A 14864-nucleotide genomic window follows, 5' to 3' on the forward strand; every position below is an offset into this window, starting at 1 on the left:
CTCGACCCGATGTCCATTCCCGCTGCCGCCTTGCCGACTTTCAGCGACCTCACGCGCGAGCGGCCCTTCATGCGGATGTGGACCGCGCGGCTCTTCGGTACCGCGGGCAGCCAGATGCTGCTGGTCGCGATCGGCTGGCACATGTACGAGCTGACGGGCAGCGCCTGGGACCTCGGGCTCGTGGGGCTCTACCAGTTCGTGCCGGCATTGCTGCTGGCACTGCTGGCGGGACACGTGGTCGACCGCCGTCATCGCGGCCGCATCGTCGCGGCCTGCTTCGCGGTGCAGGGGCTGGTGGGGCTGGTGCTGCTGCTTGCCGTGCAGGGCCGCCACGACTCGCGTGCGCTGCTGCTGGCGCTGTCGCTGGTGCTGGGCGCGGTGCGCGCCTTCCAGATGCCGGCTCAGCAGGCGCTGACGCCGCTGCTCGTCACGCCGCTGATGCTGCCGCGGGCCATGGCCTTCAGTTCGGCCGGCATGCAGGGCGCGATCATCGGCGGCCCGGCGCTGGGCGGGCTGCTGTTCGCGGCCGGCATCGGCGTGGTCTATGGGGCCGGCGTGCTCTTGTTCGCGGTGGGCTGCCTGCTCGTCATGCAGGTGCGCTACGACCATGCGCCGCCGCCGCGCGAGCCGGTCTCGCTGTCGACCGTGCTGGCCGGCGTGAACTTCATCTGGCACCGCAAGCCGGTGCTCGGTGCGGTCTCGCTCGACCTGTTCGCGGTGCTGCTCGGCGGCGCGGTCGCACTGCTGCCGATCTTCGCAAAGGACATCCTGCACACGGGCCCGTGGGGGCTGGGGCTGCTGCGCAGCGCCCCCGCCGTTGGGGCGCTCGCGGCGTCGATCCTGCTCACGCGGCGGCCCATCGAGCGCCGGGTCGGGCGAGCACTGCTCATCGCCGTGGCTGCGTTCGGGCTCTGCATGATCGTGTTCGGCCTGTCGCGCAGCTTCGTCGTGTCGCTGCTCGCGCTCGCCATCTCGGGCGCGGCCGACATGGTCAACGTGGTGATCCGGCAGACGCTGGTTCAGCTGGAGACGCCGGACGCCATGCGTGGTCGGGTGAGCGCCGTGAATTCGATCTTCATCGGCGCCAGCAACCAGTTGGGCGAGTTCGAATCGGGCGCCACTGCGGCACTGCTGGGGCCGGTGGGATCGGTGGTGCTGGGCGGCGTCGGCACCGTGCTGGTGGCGCTGGCCTGGTTCCGGCTCTTCCCGTCGCTGGCATCGCGGGACCGGCTGGTGAAGCCGGCGGGCTAGAAGTGCGAGAAGGCCCGGGGAACATCCAGCCTCACGTCGCCCACGGGCTCCGCCACGCAGGGCAGGATCCAGCCCTCGGCCTTTTCTTCGTGGCTCAGGCCCGGCCATTCGATGCGGTAGCGCACCTCGCCGTCGAGCAGGCGGCACATGCAGGTGCGGCAGGTCCCGTTGCGGCAGGAGCTGGGCAGCTCGATGCCGGCGGCCTCGGCGGACTGCAGAAGCGTGCGGCCCGCGTCGGTGTCGAACCGGAAGCCGCCGGGTTCAACCCGCGCCGTGGCCTGCGGCGCGCTTGTACTCATTCCTTGTTCTTGACCTTCCCGCGCGGAATCACTGCCGTCGTGACCGTGCGGACCGGCTCGAAGCCCGCGGGAGGCGCTTTCGGCGGCGAAGTGTCCTTCTTCGGCTTCTTGCTTTCCTTGTTGCTGCGTTGCTGACCCTTGGGCATGTGTTCCTCCAGTGATTGATGGCCGAGTTTAGCGAGGCGGCGACAATAGAGTCCCCATTGATCGTTTCCCCGCATTCATGCCCGACTACGAAGTTCGCCCCGCCACGCTGCGCGATGCCAAAGCCATCGCCGAAGTCCACGTTGCCTCCGCCCGTGCCGCCTATGCCGGTATCCTGCCCGAGGACCAGTTGAGCGCCTTGGCGCCCTCCACGCGCGAGGCCAAGTGGCGCGAGGCCATCGAATTCAGCGAGCCCCAGGTGCACGTCGCCGTGCTGGGGGAGGAGGTCGCAGGCTTCGTCGGCTTCGACCGTTCTCGCGACCCCAAGACACCCTCGACCACCGGCGAGATCTGGGCCCTGTACGTCAAGCCCGAACACTTGGGCAAGGGCGTCGGCGTCGCGCTGTGGGATGCCGCACGTGAAGGCCTGGAGGAAGAGGGCTGCACGCTGGTCACCGTGTGGGTCCCCCTGCGCAACGATCGCGCACTGCGCTTCTACGAGCTGGCCGGCTTCAAACGAGAAATGAAGACCGCCAAGACAACGTCCTTGGGCGGCACCAGGATCGAGGAGATCCGCCTCCAGCGAACCGTGGTCTGACCTCCGAGGAAGATCCTTTTCCATGGCCTCCAGTCTTCTGCTCCTGCTCGACGACATTGCGACGGTTCTCGACGACGTTTCCATTCTCACCAAGGTTGCCGCCAAGAAGACCGCCGGCGTGCTGGGCGACGACCTGGCGCTGAACGCGCAGCAGGTGTCGGGCGTGAGGGCCGATCGCGAACTGCCCGTGGTGTGGGCCGTGTGCAAGGGTTCGTTCGTCAACAAGGCGATCCTGGTGCCCGCGGCGCTGCTCATCGGCAGCTGGCTGCCCTGGCTGGTGACGCCGCTGCTGATGGTCGGCGGCGCCTTCCTGTGCTTCGAGGGTTGCGAAAAACTGGCGCACAAGTTCTTGCACAAGGAAGAGCACGACGCCGACATGTCGCGGCACGAGCAGGCGCTGGCCGATCCGGCCGTCGACCTGGTCGCGCTGGAGAAGGGCAAGATCAAGGGCGCAGTGCGGACCGACTTCATCCTCTCGGCAGAGATCATCGCCATCACGCTGGGCACGGTGCAGGGCCAGCCCTTCACCACCCAGCTGACGGTGCTGGTGGGCATCGCGCTGATCATGACCGTCGGCGTCTACGGCCTGGTGGCAGGCATCGTGAAGCTCGACGATGCCGGGCTCTACCTGAGCCGCCGCGCAGGCGGCGCCTCGCAGGCGCTGGGCCGCGGCATCCTGGCGGCGGCGCCCTGGCTCATGAAGGGGCTTTCCATTGCCGGCACCGCCGCCATGTTCCTGGTGGGCGGCGGCATCCTGGTGCACGGCGTGCCGGCGCTCGGCCACGCGCTCGAGGCCTGGGCCGCGGACGCCGGGGGTCTGCTCGGCGGGTTGGGCTCGATGGCCGCCAATGCGGGCGTCGGAATCGTGGCCGGCGCGATCGTGCTGGTGGCGGTGGAGTTCGCGAAGAAGGCTTTTGGTTCGACGGCTGTGGGCAAGAAGGCGTAGTGTCGCAATAGACACACCCCGCGAACTACCCCAGCTGCGCCACGCGCCGCGCCAGCGTTTCGATCGCGGCGTCGGAGAGATCGTCGGCCGCCACGGTCGACCGCTCGGCCCACCGCTCGAAATGACTGGCCTGCGAACGCCGGTAGGCTGGGTCGTAGTGCAGCGTGGTCAGTTCCGCGAACAGCGCCGGCAACTCGCCTTCGGCTGCCCATTGCTGCCAGCGCCCGATCACGGCCTTGCCGTGCAGTTCCTTCAGCAACCCGAGCTGGCGTGACAGATTTTCGGGATCGTCGCCGAGGTAGGCGTAGTCGCGCAACAGGTAAGCCAGGCGGACCTCGGGGGCCGCAACGATCTCGATACAGCGGCTCGCGCGCATGTGCTTGACCAGCGGCAGCGGAACATCGAGGCGGCCGATGCGCCGGCTCTCGCCTTCCAGGTAGAGCGGCTGCGCGGGATCGATCCGTTCCAGCAATTCGGCAATGCGGGTCTCGAAAGCCGTTTGCGACGGTTGCGGGGTGCCGGGCAGGGCGCCCAGCAGCGAACCCTTGTGGGCGGCGAAGCCTTCGAGGTCCAGCACCTGCGATCCCTGGCGCGCCATGGCCTGCAGCACGCGCGTCTTGGCGCTGCCGGTGGCGCCGCACAGCACGCGCAGGTCGAGCTGTGGGCAGAGCAGGTCCAACTGCGTGATCACGTGGCGCCGCCAGCTCTTGTAGCCGCCGGCGAGCTGTTGCGCGTCCCAGCCCACCAGGCGCAGCCAGGTCACCATCGAGCCGCTGCGCAGGCCGCCGCGCCAGCAATAGACCAGGGGCTTCCAGTCGGCCGGCCGGTCCGCGAAACGCTCCTTCAGGTGGCGCGCAAGGTTCGCCGCCACCATCGCGCCTCCGACGCGGCGCGCCTCGAAGGCGCCCTGTTGCTTGTACAGCGTGCCGACGATGCGGCGCTCCTCGTTGTCCAGCACCGGGCAGTTGATGGCGCCGGGGATGTGGTCGATGGCGTACTCGCCGGGCGAACGTGCATCGATCAGCGTGTCGAAGCGACCGCGATCGTCCACGCGCACGGGTGCGGGTCCGCGCATCAGCGGGCCTTGCGCCGGGCGCGCTGGACCAGGTCCACCACGACGAGCGCGATGCCGAGCACCAGCGCGAACCAGCCGACCACCTGGGCGCCGGCGAGCATGTCGTGCCATTGGGGCGAAGTCAGGAAACGAGGCGCGATCAGGACGGCCGCGCCGATGAGGATGCACATCAGGCCGCGCTCGAACATGCGCGGCGCTCTGGAGGGTCTGGAAGCCATGCCCGAGTTTACGGGCGTGCGCCGGGACGGCCGGATGCGCAGTGCCATGCCCAAATCGGGGCAGGCGTTGTTTTCCGTGAACTACTTCCTTACAAAATGTAAACCTAAGAACTACATTCTTAAGTATTCAATGTAATACGAAAGAACTCTATGAATCGCGTTTTCCAGGTGGTCTGGAACCCGAAGCAAGGACTCTGGGCGGTGGCCTCCGAACTGGCCAGAGGGCTGGGCACATCGACCACCCAGGCGGCTGCGGTTGCCGTGGTGCTGCTGAGCCTGGCAGGCCCTGCTGCAGCCGATTGCACCGGCCCCAGCGGCGGCACCATTGCCTGCACCACCGGGACGCCCCAGACCTTCGTGGTCATCGGCGGCTACGACGCCACGCCCGGCGGCACGGTGGATGTGCAGCCTGGCGCCGTCATCAGCACGACCAACCTGCCCGCCATCAGCATGGGCGACAGCGGGACCATCCGGGTGCAGCGCGGCGCCACCGTCGAGAACAACGCCGCGCCCGGCGCGACCGGCCACTACGGCACCGGCGCCAACACCATCGAGTTCCGTGCGGGCACCACCCTCACGATCGAGCAGGGCGCCCAGGTGCTCTCCAACGGCACAGCCCCCGATGCGGAGGCGATCAACGCGCATGGCAGCGGCAACCTCATCGTCAATCACGGCGAGGTGCGTTCGCTGGCTGGCGGCGCCGCCATCTGGCTCGAGCCTTCAGGCGGCTGGAACACGGTGGTCAACGGCGCGACGGGCGTCATCGAGTACAGGGGCGCGGCGGGCGACAACATCCTGGGCGTCTCGGGCAGCATGGCCGTCGATTTCACGAACCAGGGCCGTCTGATCGGCTCGCTGAACTTTGCCGGCGGCGACGATGCGCTGCATATCCACACCGGCTCCTCCATCACCGGCGGCATCGACGGCGGTGGCGGCAACAACCTGCTGACACTCGACGGCACGGGCACCGACACCTTCGCGCACGCCCTGTCGAACTTCCAGACCTTGGTGAAGCGCGATGCGGGCACCTGGACGCTTGGCAATGCGCTGCCGGGTTCGGGCATCACCAGCACCCGCGTGGCGGCGGGCACGCTCGTCCTGGGGGCCGACGCCAGCAGCTACACCGGCAGCATGACGGTCGATGCCGGCGGCACCTTGCAGACACCGGCCGAGTTCGCGCCTCTTTCGATCGTCGACAACGGCCTGGTGCGCTTCGCCCAACCCAGCGATGGCAGCTACGCCGGCCTGCTGTCCGGCAGCGGCGGTGTCGAGAAGACGGGGGCGGGGCGGCTGGTTCTCTCTACCGCCAATACCTACGCCGGCGCGACCACGGTCGTGGCCGGGACGCTGAAGGCCGGCGCCGCCGGCACCTTCAGCGCCGCCTCCGCGCACGCCGTGGCAGCAGGCGCCACGCTCGATACCGGCGGCTTCGACCAGCGCGTGGCCGCGCTGCACAACGCCGGCACGGTGAACCTGCTGAGCGCCAGCGCCGGCAGCACGCTCACGGTCACGGGCGCCTATGTGGGGCAGGGTGGCACGCTGAACCTGGGCACGGTGCTCGGCGGCAGCAACGCCCTGAGCGATCGCCTGGTGCTCAGCGGCCCCGGCGCCAGCGCCAGTGGTCACACCACGCTGCGTGTCACCAACCTTGGTGGTCTCGGCGCCCTGACGACTGGCAACGGCATCGAGGTGGTGAGCGCGCGCAACGGCGCCACCACCACCGCCCAGACGACGCGGGACGCCTTCACGCTGGCCAACGGCCATGTGGACGCGGGCGCCTACGAGTACCGCCTCCACGCCGCCGATGCCCAGGGTGCGGGCGAGAACTGGTACCTGCGCTCGACCGCCCCTGTGCAGCTGCCGGGCACACCGGGCACGCCCGTGACCCCGGTCACGCCCGTCACGCCGGCGGCGCCCGCCGGTTCCGCCGATCCAGCTGATCCTGCCCAACCGGCAGCCGTTGCCAATCCTGCGGGCCCTGCCGATCGCGCAAGCCAGTCCGAGCCTCTGATCACCGTCAAACTACCGCTGGTTCCGGGTGAAGTGCCGACCTACCGCGCCGAAGTGCCGCTGTTTGCCGCGCTGCCGGCGCAGTTGCGCCAGGCCGACCTCGCGATGCTCGGCAACCTCCATCGCCGCATCGGCGACGAGGACGCGTCTTCGGCGGGCAGCGACCCCGTGCCGCACCGCGCGTGGGCGCGCGCGGTGTACAGCGACCTGAACATCCGCCAGGACGGGATTGCCGCGGCGCAAAGCCTCGGCCATGTGAGCGGCCTGCAGGCCGGGACAGACCTGCTGGCCGGCCGCAACTGGCGCGCCGGCATCTATGCCGGGTTCCTCGATGGCAGCGCCGACGTGAGCGGCCATGCGCGCGGGACCTTTGGCCGGGTCGGTTCCAACGACCTGCGCTCGCGCTATCTTGGCGCCTACGCCACCTGGATGGACGGCAGCGGCCTCTACGCCGACGCCGTGGTCCAGGGCGGCAGCCATCGCTTTACGGTGCGGCCCGACGGGAATGCGAGCGTGGCCGGCAAGGGAGACAGCTTCACCGCCTCGATCGAAACCGGCAAAGCCTTTGCGCTGACGGAACGCTGGACCCTCGAGCCGCAGGCGCAACTGATCTACCAGCGCGCGCACTTCGACGCGGTGGCCATCGCCGGCGGCCTGGTGCGCCAGGATGCCGATGCCGGCTGGATCGGCCGCCTGGGCGTGCGCATCAAGGGCGATTTCGCCACAGGCGCGGGCCGGCTCGAGCCTTATGCGCGCCTGAACCTGTACCGCGCGAGCGCAGGCGCTGACGTCGCCGAGTTTGTCGGCCCGGCGGGTTCGACCCGATTCGCCAGTGCCAGCGGCTACAGCGCGGCTGAGGTGGCAGGAGGCGTCACGCTGGCCTTGACGCCCGCTGCAAGCCTGTATGGCGAACTGGGGCGCGTGTTCGCGCTCGGGGGCGATGCCCGGGTCAAATCGTCGGTGCAAGGCTCGATGGGGGTGAAGCTACGCTGGTAGGCCGCGCCAAGTGCTTCGTCTTCGGTTCCAATACGGGCATTCGCGCCGGCCGAGAGGCGGGCTGGTTTGAAAGCCATTGCAGATCTTGACCATGGGACTTCTCCGCCATTGCCTTTCCGCCGTCCTGTGGGTCGCCGCAGCAACGGCCGGCGCCCAGCAGCCGCCGCAGTCCGCCGATCGCTTCCCGGCGGCGGCCATGAGCTTTCTCGGCGGCGAGCTGCCGGCGATGGAATCGGCCATCGCGGCGCGGGACCGCGACTATTTCGAGGAGGCAATGGCCCGCATGCTGGACTTCTCGAGCAGCTGGGGCTTCAAGTCGCAAGACAACCCGGCTCTGAGCCGCTTTCCGATGTGCACCGAGGCGGTATCGGATTTCCTCGTAGTCGGCATGTGCCGCATCATGACCACCGCAGACGCCTGCGAACCGGCGCTGGCTTCGCGCTTCGACGCCAACCTGCGCAAGTGTCGCGAGCTTGCTTCGCGGCCCTGAGCCCGAGGCGGCATCGGCTGCTGTGCGGCGCAGTGCTATGCGTGGGCCGTCCTTGAAGAAGGTTCCGCGTCCGGCTGATGGGCTGCCGCGTCGTCGATGTCGCGGCCGGTGAAGTCCTTCAGCCACAGCAGGCCCAGCAGCGATACCAGCGTCATCCCGAGCAGGTACCACGCCGGTGCCAGCTTGTTGCCGCTTGCGCCCACCAGCCAGGTGCTGACGAAGGGCGAGAAGCCGCCGAACAACGCCACGCCCACGCTGTAGACCAGCGACATGCCGCTGGCGCGCACATGCTTGGGGAACATCTCCGGGAGCATGGTGATGGCGGGTACCGTCTGCACCACCAGCGCGGTGCTCAGCACGCCCACCACGATGAACAGCACGGCCGCCGTGGGCGATGCGTTGAGCCACCAGAAAGCGGGGTAGATCAGCAACGCCATCGCGACGCGGCCCCACACGATCAGCGGCTTGCGACCGACGCGGTCTGAAGCCACGCCCACCAGCGGCGCCAGCACGAACGACAGGAGGCCGGTGAGCACCGCGCCGAACAGCGCCACCGTCGGCGGCAGGCCCAGCTCGCGCACCGCGTAAGTCGGCATGTAGAAGGTCACCACATAGGCTGCGGCAGTGCCTCCCAGCACGCTGAGGATGGCGGCCAGCACCGTGCGGCCGTGCTCGCTGCAGACTTCGGCGATGCTGCTGCGCTGCTCGGGGGCGGGCGGCGCTCCCGCGGTTTCCAGCGACTCGTCGAGATGGCGGCGGATGTACATGCCGACCGGTGCGATCAGCATCCCGATGAAGAAAGGTACGCGCCAGCCCCAGGCTTCCATGCCTTGCGGGCCGAGCGCCGCGGTCAGGCCGCCGGCGACCGCCGCGCCGAGCAGGATGCCCAGGCCCTGGCTGGCGAACTGCCAACTGGCCATGTAGCCCCGGTTGGCAGGCGTCGCATGCTCGACCAGCAACGTGGTGGAAGCGCCGACCTCGCCACCGGCGGAGAAGCCCTGCAGCAGCCGCGCCAGCACGATCAGGATCGGCGCTGCGACGCCGATCTGCGCATAGGTGGGGGCAAGAGCAATCATTGCGCAGCCCAGCGCCATGAGAAAGATGGTGAGCGTCATGGCCTTCTTGCGGCCCGCGCGGTCCGCGTAGGCACCGATCACGATTCCACCCAATGGCCGCATGATGAAGCCGACGCCGAAGCTGCCGACCGTCAGCAGCAACTGGCCATAGCTGTCGAACGTGGGAAAGAAGAGCTTGCCGATCACCAACGCCAGGAAGCCGTAGATGGTGAAGTCGAAGAACTCGAGACCGTTGCCGATGGTGGTGGCGACAATGGTCTTGCGCCGGCTCATCGGAGTAGCTCCGCCCTTGGCTGCGCCATGAGCCTTGAGCGCGGCCGCGGGGCTCACGTGCGAATGTTTCGGGGTCATGGGGCTCCTCTTGTTGTGACGGCGTCGGTGCCGTTGTGGATGCGGGGCATCTGCCGCGCTCATGAAAGAACAATATCTCGAGGATATCGGCAACTCCCTGCATTCATGATGCCGGACCGCCCGCAAGCCGTCGATGCGGCACACTTCGGCCATCCACGCAACAAAACTCTTCCGTCCATGTCCCTCGCTCCCATCGAGATCGAAACCGGCCCCAACCCTACCGCCACTGTGCTCCTGATGCATGGACTGGGCGCCGACGGCAATGATTTCGTGCCCATCGCCAGCGAGCTCGACCTGTCGGGCGCCGGCGCGGTGCGCTTCGTGTTCCCCAACGCGCCGGTCATCCCGGTCACCATCAACGGCGGCTACCGCATGCCGGCCTGGTACGACATCGCCGCGCCCGACCTGGTCAAGCGCGAGGACGAGGCCGGCCTGCGCCGGTCGCAAGCCGCGATCGAGGCCCTGATCGCCAACGAGAAGCAGCGCGGCATCCCGGCCGGGCGCATCGTGGTTGCAGGTTTCTCCCAGGGCTGCGCAATGGCGCTGATGACCGGGCTGCGCAATGCCGAGCGGCTGGCCGGCATCGTCGGCCTCTCGGGCTACCTGCCGCTGGCTTCGACCACCGCCGCCGAGCGCCACGCCGCCAACCATGACGTACCGATCTTCCTCGGCCACGGCGTGCGCGACGGCGTCGTGCAGATCGAGCGAGCCCGCGCATCGCGCGATGCACTGGTGGCGCTGGGCCATGCCGTCGAATGGCACGAGTACCCGATGGAGCACTCCGTCTGCATGGAGGAGATCGCCGACCTCAACCGCTTTTTGCTACGCGTGCTGGCCGCTCCTTGATATCGGGATCGGCGCTATAGCAGAAACGCCGTCGGCGCTTTAAATACGGGTGTCAGCAGGCTGCCTGCGGCCGTGCTACCTTCCGGCCCACAAAGATTCACCGGGTCATAACGACATGAGCAAACTACAGGAGCGCCTGGGAGCGCTCGCACCCGCGCGCCTGAAGGGAGTCCGCCGGGGGATCGAGAAGGAGAGCCTGCGCGCCCAGCCCGACGGCAAGCTCGCCGCGACACCGCATCCCGCCGCCCTGGGTTCGGCCCTGACCCATCCGCACATCACGACCGATTTCAGCGAGTCGCAGCTCGAGCTGATCACGGGCGTACACGCCGATGTCGAGACGTGCCTGGCCGAGCTCGCGGAGGTGCACCAGTTCACCTACCGCGCGCTCGCCGATGCCGGGGACGAACGGCTGTGGGTGTCGAGCATGCCGTGCGGCCTGCCGCCGGACGAGACCATTCCGATCGGGCGCTACGGCTCTTCGAACGTCGGCCGTGCCAAGAGCGTCTACCGCATGGGCCTGAGCCACCGCTACGGGCGGCGCATGCAGACCATTTCGGGCATCCACTACAACTGGTCGATGCCGGACGTCTCGAGCGCGGAGTACTTCGCGCTGATCCGCAACTTTCGCCGCCATGCCTTCCTGCTGCTGTACCTGTTCGGTGCCTCGCCGGCCCTGTGCTCGAGCTTCGTGGCCGGGCGCGCGCACGAGCTCAAGCCGCTGGGCGAGGGCGGCATGCACATGCCGTACGGCACTTCGCTGCGGATGGGACGGCTGGGCTACCAGAGCGAGGCCCAGGCTTCGCTGGCCGTGAGCTACAACAGCCTCGACGGCTATGCCGCTTCGCTGCAGGACGCGCTGACGCGGCCGTGGCCCGCCTACGAGGCCATCGGCATCCAGAACCTGGGCGGCGAATACAACCAGCTTGCCACGAGCCTGCTGCAGATCGAGAACGAGTTCTACGGCACCATCCGGCCGAAGCGCGTGATCTTCCCCGGCGAGCGGCCGCTGCATGCGCTGCGGGAGCGGGGCGTCGAATACGTGGAAGTGCGGCTGATGGACCTCGATCCCTTCGAGCCCCTGGGCATCAATGCCTCCACCATGCGCTTCCTGGATGTCTTCCTGCTGCACTGCCTTCTGGCCGACAGCCCGCCGGATACGCGCGAGGAGATCGCGGAGCTGGCCCACAACCAGCATCTCACGGCCGCGTGCGGACGCGAGCCCGGGCTGAAGCTGCTGCGCGGCGGGCGCGAGGTGGCGCTGACCGAATGGGGCGCCGAACTGCTCGAGGCCTGCGTCCCGATCGCCGCCGCCCTGGACGCGGCCCACGGCGGCAGCCATCATGCCGACGCTGTGCGCGCCGCCGAAAAGGCACTGGCCGACCCGGCCTTGCTGCCGTCGGCGCGCGTGCTCGAGACGATGGCGCGCTCGCATGGCAATTCCTTCATCGACTTCGTGCGTGCCCGTTCCGAAGAAACGCGCGCCGCGTTGCTGGCGCTGCCTTTCAGCGCGGAGCAACAGGCGCGCTTCGAGCGGGCGACGCAGGACTCCATCGAAGCGCAAAGGCAGATCGAGGCCGCCGACACCATGCCGTTCGAGGTTTACCGCGAGCAGTACGTCTCGCCTGCGCGCCTCGGCTTCAAGAAGCACTGGATCGATTCGCCCCAGACCGTCACCCAGCCGGCGGCACTATGAGGCAATGAGTCGGAACAGGTCCTTGGGGTCGCCGTCCGGCGGCGCCAGGGCGATGTCCTGCCCCACGCCGTGCTCCAGCGCGAGCCGGTGGACCAGGCGCAGCGCGGAGTAGTCTTCCAGTGCGAAGCCGACCGAGTCGAAGACCGTGACCTGGGCCTCGTCCTGCCGCCCCGGCTCGGTGCCTGCGAGCACCCGCCATAGCTCGACCACCGGAAAGTCGGCCGGCAACTGCTGGATCTCGCCTTCGATGCGGCTCTGCGGCGGGTATTCGACGAACACACGCGCGGTCTTCAGCACGTCCACATGCAGCTCGGTCTTGCCGGGGCAGTCGCCGCCCACCGCGTTGATGTGCATGCCCGGCTCGATCATCCCGGGCGTGAGAACGGTCGCGCGCGCCTTGAGCGCTGTCAGCGTGCTCACGATGTCGGCGCCGCGCACCGCCTCGGCGATACCGGCTGCACGCTGCACGCGAAGGGCCGGATAGGCCGCCAGGTTTCGCACCAGCTTGTCGGTCGCGGCCGGATCCAGGTCGTAGGCCCGCACCTCGTCCACCCCCAGCAGCGCATGGAAGGCCAGCGCCTGGAACTCGGCCTGGGCGCCATTGCCGATCAGTGCCATGCTGCGTGCATGCGGCCGGGCCACCGCCTGCGCCGCAAGGGCCGAGACGGCGGCGGTACGCAGCGCGGTGGTGAGCGTGAGCTCGGCGAGCAGCAGCGGAAACCCGGTCTCCACCTCGGCCAGCACGCCGAAGGCCATCACCGTGGGGAGACCCCGCGCGGTGTTGGCGGGATGGCCGTTGACGTACTTGAAGGCATAGTGCCGCGCGTCGGCCACCGGCATCAGCTCGATCACGCCCAGTGCCGAATGGCTGGCCAGCCGGGCCGCCTTGTCGAATTCGGGCCAGCGCAGGAAATCCTCCCGCAGGGTCTGGGCCAGTGTCTCGAGGAAGCGGGGCGCTCCCATCGACCTGACGAGGGCCGACAACGCGTGAATGTCGACGAAGCGTGTGGTTGCCATGGTCGCAAGAAAACTTCCGTATTAGCCGGGTAGGCCATCGCCTACCCGCGTTGACCCTGATGACTCACCGAGCCGGCGCTGTTGCGAATCATCATGACATCAAGCAAGCCAAGATCCCCGACAACCCCCGTTTCTCGAAGCCGCCATGACTTTCAAGACCTACCTGGTTGAAGACAACCCCGTGATCCGGGAGAACCTCGTAGGCTTCCTGGAAGACATCGCGGACGCAACAGTCGTGGCCCATGCGGCGGGAGAACGCGAGGCGGTCGACTGGCTGGACCAACACCGCGACGGCTGGGACATGGCCATCGTCGACCTGTTCCTCCAGCAGGGCAACGGGCTCGGTGTGGTCGATGCGGTCCGCCGGCGCGGCGCTCACCAGAAGGTGGTGGTGCTGAGCAACTATGCCACGCCGGACATGCGGGCCCGCTCCAAGGCGCTCGGCGCCGATGCCTTCTTCGACAAGTCTGCAGAGATCGAGCTGCTGCTGGACTATTGCGAGAAGCTGAGCCACCGGAACTGAGCGGCGATCACCAACCAGGCGCAGCGCGCGCCCGGCTATTGGGACCTGCACCGAGACCCCGCGTACACCCAGCCGATCGCCTTTGCCCGAACAGAGGTCGCAGCCAGCTGATGCGTCGGATCAGTCCATCGGTCAGGATCCAGCAGCCCAGGACGGCAAGAGCGAGCAGCAGCAGCGGTTCGAGCACCGGCCCCAGCCGCCAGGGCGCGAGCAGCACGGCGGCGGCCACGATCAAGGTCTGGTGCAGCATGTACCAGGGATAGACCGACTCGTTGGCCCACTCGAGCCAAGGCCAGGGGCGGTCCAGGTGGCGGCGGGCGAAGCCCAGGATGGCAGCGATCGCGGTCCACAGGTAGAAAGCCCGGAGCCCGCGCAGCAGCCAGGCTTCGGCGCCGACGGCACGCAGCAGCAGGTAGGTGGTCACGAAGCCTAGCGCCAGCGCCAACGCCCACCCGCGCAGGCGCTCCAGTTCCCGCCAGAGGCCGTCGTCGATGCCCATCCAGTAGCCGTAGAGAAATACCGTGAAGTAAAGCGGGTGCAGGTAACCGTCGTGGATCAGGTCGTGGGTGGCCGGGAAGCGCGGCGCCAGCGTCAACCCGTAGAGCATCAGCGGCATGGCGGGCAGCACCAGCAGGCGCCAGCGCCGCAGCCCGGTGAAGGCGGCGCGCAGCCGTTGCGCCGGGGCCGAATCCAGCAGCGGCTGCAACAGCGCGATCGCGGCGGTGTAGACGAAGAGGTAGGGCAGGTACCACAAGTGATTCCAGGTCATGCCGAAATCCGAGCCTGCAAAGGCGCCCTTCGGCCAGGGCCCCATCCGCAGGTAGCGCAGCATGAAGTCGCCGAAGCCCGGCGCCACCAGCCCGTGCGCCAGTGCCTCGGCATAGGCCTGGTACGGGACCACCACCGTCATGCCGAAAGCCAGCGGCAGCAGGAGGCGCAAGGCGCGCTGCCGGATCAGGGCCAGCGGGTTCCGGCCGCGGAACAGGAAACCGAGCGCGACGCCAGAGATCACGAACACCAGGTCCATGCGCCAGATGTTGACCATCTGCATCGGCGCCTGCAGCCAGGCCGCCGCATGCGGACTCTTGAGGTGCCAGGGCCAGTCGGCCACGTAGTACATGCCCACGTGGTAGAGGATCAACAGGCCGAAGGCCAGCGCGCGCAGCGCGTCGATGTCGTGGCGGCGGGGCGAGGCGGGGGGCATGGGCGGCTCCTGGCTGTTCGAAGGCGGCCATGGTGGGCGCCCCGGGCGCCCGGGCGGCGCGCGGAGTGACGATCTGCCGCTCCTCTGGGACGAAAGGAGGCCACCCGGGACGAAATCCGCCCCGATT

The 14864-nt window shown here is 68.5% G+C and carries 15 protein-coding genes; 8 read left to right on the forward strand and 7 right to left on the reverse strand.

The features are described 5' to 3' along the window. The first annotated feature begins 9 nt into the window (after positions 1–9). Positions 10–1251: an MFS transporter gene (locus E5CHR_RS12335; RefSeq protein ID WP_269474081.1), complete on the forward strand. Its 1242-nt coding sequence runs from the start codon at positions 10–12 to the stop codon at positions 1249–1251. Here E5CHR_RS12335 and E5CHR_RS12340 read toward each other — a convergent pair. After that, on the reverse strand, positions 1248–1550 hold the full coding sequence (locus tag E5CHR_RS12340; protein WP_162579958.1) for a 2Fe-2S iron-sulfur cluster-binding protein: 303 nt from the start codon (positions 1548–1550) through the stop codon (positions 1248–1250). The genes E5CHR_RS12335 and E5CHR_RS12340 overlap by 4 nt on opposite strands. Next, entirely contained in the window at positions 1547–1696 is a 150-nt protein-coding gene (locus E5CHR_RS12345) for a hypothetical protein (protein WP_174255716.1), read from the reverse strand. The genes E5CHR_RS12340 and E5CHR_RS12345 overlap by 4 nt, the downstream gene beginning before the upstream one ends. A 77-nt stretch (positions 1697–1773) precedes the next feature. On the opposite strand from E5CHR_RS12345, the gene E5CHR_RS12350 reads away from it, so the two are divergent. Both E5CHR_RS12350 and E5CHR_RS12355 read left to right on the forward strand, forming a co-directional pair. Next, positions 1774–2292 (forward strand): GNAT family N-acetyltransferase, encoded by a 519-nt coding sequence (locus E5CHR_RS12350; RefSeq protein ID WP_162579960.1) that lies wholly within the window; start codon positions 1774–1776, stop codon positions 2290–2292. Positions 2293–2314: 22 nt separating this feature from the next. Beyond that, complete coding sequence (locus E5CHR_RS12355; RefSeq protein ID WP_162579962.1) at positions 2315–3238, forward strand: DUF808 domain-containing protein; 924 nt, start codon at positions 2315–2317, stop codon at positions 3236–3238. A gap of 25 nt (positions 3239–3263) precedes the next feature. On the opposite strand, the gene mnmH is transcribed toward E5CHR_RS12355, so the two are convergent. Then, entirely contained in the window at positions 3264–4313 is a 1050-nt protein-coding gene (mnmH, locus tag E5CHR_RS12360) for a tRNA 2-selenouridine(34) synthase MnmH (protein WP_162579964.1), read from the reverse strand. After that, positions 4313–4531 carry a hypothetical protein gene (locus tag E5CHR_RS12365; protein WP_162579966.1) on the reverse strand — a complete coding sequence of 73 codons (219 nt, stop codon included), beginning with the start codon at positions 4529–4531 and terminating at the stop codon, positions 4313–4315. The genes mnmH and E5CHR_RS12365 overlap by 1 nt, the downstream gene beginning before the upstream one ends. A gap of 150 nt (positions 4532–4681) precedes the next feature. Between E5CHR_RS12365 and E5CHR_RS12370 the strand changes: the two genes are divergently transcribed. Together E5CHR_RS12370 and E5CHR_RS12375 are read left to right on the forward strand one after the other, a co-directional pair. Beyond that, positions 4682–7537, forward strand: coding sequence for an autotransporter family protein (locus tag E5CHR_RS12370; protein WP_162579968.1), 2856 nt, complete (start codon positions 4682–4684; stop codon positions 7535–7537). Between the two features lie 91 nt (positions 7538–7628). Beyond that, positions 7629–8027, forward strand: coding sequence for a hypothetical protein (locus E5CHR_RS12375; protein WP_162579970.1), 399 nt, complete (start codon positions 7629–7631; stop codon positions 8025–8027). Positions 8028–8062: 35 nt separating this feature from the next. Here E5CHR_RS12375 and E5CHR_RS12380 read toward each other — a convergent pair whose 3' ends face one another. Continuing rightward, on the reverse strand, positions 8063–9454 hold the full coding sequence (locus tag E5CHR_RS12380) for an MFS transporter (RefSeq protein WP_174255717.1): 1392 nt from the start codon (positions 9452–9454) through the stop codon (positions 8063–8065). Positions 9455–9631: 177 nt separating this feature from the next. Here E5CHR_RS12380 and E5CHR_RS12385 point away from each other — a divergent pair, with 177 nt between their 5' ends. Then, positions 9632–10300, forward strand: a complete 669-nt coding sequence (locus E5CHR_RS12385; protein WP_162579972.1) for an alpha/beta hydrolase — start codon at positions 9632–9634, stop codon at positions 10298–10300. 115 nt (positions 10301–10415) lie between these two features. Then, entirely contained in the window at positions 10416–11993 is a 1578-nt protein-coding gene (gene gshA / locus E5CHR_RS12390; protein WP_162579974.1) for a glutamate--cysteine ligase, read from the forward strand. Here the strand turns inward: gshA and E5CHR_RS12395 are convergent. Beyond that, the gene (locus E5CHR_RS12395) at positions 11988–13010 is read right to left on the reverse strand and encodes an ornithine cyclodeaminase (protein ID WP_162579976.1); all 1023 of its coding nucleotides are present in this window, start codon (positions 13008–13010) and stop codon (positions 11988–11990) included. The two genes, gshA and E5CHR_RS12395, sit on opposite strands and share 6 nt — an antisense overlap. Positions 13011–13155: 145 nt before the next feature. Between E5CHR_RS12395 and E5CHR_RS12400 the strand changes: the two genes are divergently transcribed. Further along, a complete protein-coding gene (locus tag E5CHR_RS12400) occupies positions 13156–13533 on the forward strand; it encodes a response regulator (RefSeq protein ID WP_162579978.1) in 378 nt (125 codons plus the stop codon). A gap of 7 nt (positions 13534–13540) precedes the next feature. Here E5CHR_RS12400 and E5CHR_RS12405 read toward each other — a convergent pair whose 3' ends face one another. Further along, complete coding sequence (locus tag E5CHR_RS12405) at positions 13541–14737, reverse strand: acyltransferase family protein (RefSeq protein ID WP_162579979.1); 1197 nt, start codon at positions 14735–14737, stop codon at positions 13541–13543. Between the last annotated feature and the right edge of the window lie 127 nt (positions 14738–14864).

This window comes from Variovorax sp. PBS-H4 (genome assembly GCF_901827205.1).
Classification (GTDB): domain Bacteria; phylum Pseudomonadota; class Gammaproteobacteria; order Burkholderiales; family Burkholderiaceae_C; genus Variovorax.

Excerpts from the sequence above, each read along its gene's own strand:
- E5CHR_RS12335 (WP_269474081.1), top strand. The coding sequence starts at position 10 with ATGTCCATTCCCGCTGCCGCCTTGCCGACTTTCAGCGACCTCACGCGC.
- E5CHR_RS12340 (WP_162579958.1), bottom strand. The coding sequence starts at position 1,550 with ATGAGTACAAGCGCGCCGCAGGCCACGGCGCGGGTTGAACCCGGCGGC.
- E5CHR_RS12345 (WP_174255716.1), bottom strand. The coding sequence starts at position 1,696 with ATGCCCAAGGGTCAGCAACGCAGCAACAAGGAAAGCAAGAAGCCGAAG.
- E5CHR_RS12350 (WP_162579960.1), top strand. The coding sequence starts at position 1,774 with ATGCCCGACTACGAAGTTCGCCCCGCCACGCTGCGCGATGCCAAAGCC.
- E5CHR_RS12355 (WP_162579962.1), top strand. The coding sequence starts at position 2,315 with ATGGCCTCCAGTCTTCTGCTCCTGCTCGACGACATTGCGACGGTTCTC.
- mnmH (WP_162579964.1), bottom strand. The coding sequence starts at position 4,313 with ATGCGCGGACCCGCACCCGTGCGCGTGGACGATCGCGGTCGCTTCGAC.
- E5CHR_RS12365 (WP_162579966.1), bottom strand. The coding sequence starts at position 4,531 with ATGGCTTCCAGACCCTCCAGAGCGCCGCGCATGTTCGAGCGCGGCCTG.
- E5CHR_RS12370 (WP_162579968.1), top strand. The coding sequence starts at position 4,682 with ATGAATCGCGTTTTCCAGGTGGTCTGGAACCCGAAGCAAGGACTCTGG.
- E5CHR_RS12375 (WP_162579970.1), top strand. The coding sequence starts at position 7,629 with ATGGGACTTCTCCGCCATTGCCTTTCCGCCGTCCTGTGGGTCGCCGCA.
- E5CHR_RS12380 (WP_174255717.1), bottom strand. The coding sequence starts at position 9,454 with ATGACCCCGAAACATTCGCACGTGAGCCCCGCGGCCGCGCTCAAGGCT.
- E5CHR_RS12385 (WP_162579972.1), top strand. The coding sequence starts at position 9,632 with ATGTCCCTCGCTCCCATCGAGATCGAAACCGGCCCCAACCCTACCGCC.
- gshA (WP_162579974.1), top strand. The coding sequence starts at position 10,416 with ATGAGCAAACTACAGGAGCGCCTGGGAGCGCTCGCACCCGCGCGCCTG.
- E5CHR_RS12395 (WP_162579976.1), bottom strand. The coding sequence starts at position 13,010 with ATGGCAACCACACGCTTCGTCGACATTCACGCGTTGTCGGCCCTCGTC.
- E5CHR_RS12400 (WP_162579978.1), top strand. The coding sequence starts at position 13,156 with ATGACTTTCAAGACCTACCTGGTTGAAGACAACCCCGTGATCCGGGAG.
- E5CHR_RS12405 (WP_162579979.1), bottom strand. The coding sequence starts at position 14,737 with ATGCCCCCCGCCTCGCCCCGCCGCCACGACATCGACGCGCTGCGCGCG.